This is a genomic window from Faecalibacterium gallinarum, from assembly GCF_022180365.1.
GTDB classification, from domain to species: Bacteria; Bacillota; Clostridia; order Oscillospirales; family Ruminococcaceae; genus Faecalibacterium; species Faecalibacterium gallinarum.
On record NZ_BQKV01000114.1, the window covers coordinates 1 to 639 of the forward strand.

At 46.5% G+C, this 639-nt stretch carries 1 protein-coding gene; it reads right to left on the reverse strand.

All coding sequences use genetic code 11. The annotated features are described in order from the left end of the window. Window positions 1–550 (reverse strand): IS3 family transposase (locus JCM17207_RS13215; RefSeq protein WP_238318090.1); only part of this gene is annotated, 550 nt, incomplete at its 3' end. Window positions 551–639 lie beyond the last annotated feature (89 nt).

The following is a 639-nucleotide window of genomic DNA, read 5'->3' on the forward strand; positions in this document are numbered from 1 at the left end:
TGTGCTGGTATTGCCAGCCCTGGTCGGAATGGAGAATCAGCCCGGTTCCATCCGGTATAACTGCAAAAGCTTTGTCAAGCATGGTTGTCACCATACTCAAAACCGGCCGTTCAGAGATGGTATAGCTGACCAAATACCCGTTGTGCAGATCCAGAATAGGAGAAAGATAAAGTTTCTGGCCAAACAGACTGAACTCTGTCACATCGGTGACCCACTTTTGATTTGGCTTTTCTGCGTAAAAATCTCTGTTCAGCAGATTGGACGCAACCTTGCCTACATTTCCTTTGTAAGAGCGATATTTTTTCACTCTGACATGACAAACCAGTCTCAGCTGCTTCATGAGTCTCTGTACTGTCTTGTGGTTCAGATATATTCCTCTGCTGCGAAGCGCAATCGTGATACGCCGGTAGCCATACCGACCTTTATTTTCGTGGTAGATAGCAGAAATCTCTGTCTTTGCTTGTGCGTATTTATCTGTCCTGTGCATCCGCTTTCGGTGGTAGTAGAAGGTGGCACGGGGCAGCTGAGCGATTTCAAGCAGAACAGACAATCGATATTTCGGCCTCAGTTTTTGGACTACCAGGGCTTTTTCCTCTGGCGTCGCTCTCGTTCCAAAACCAAGGCTTGTAAGTTTTTTAA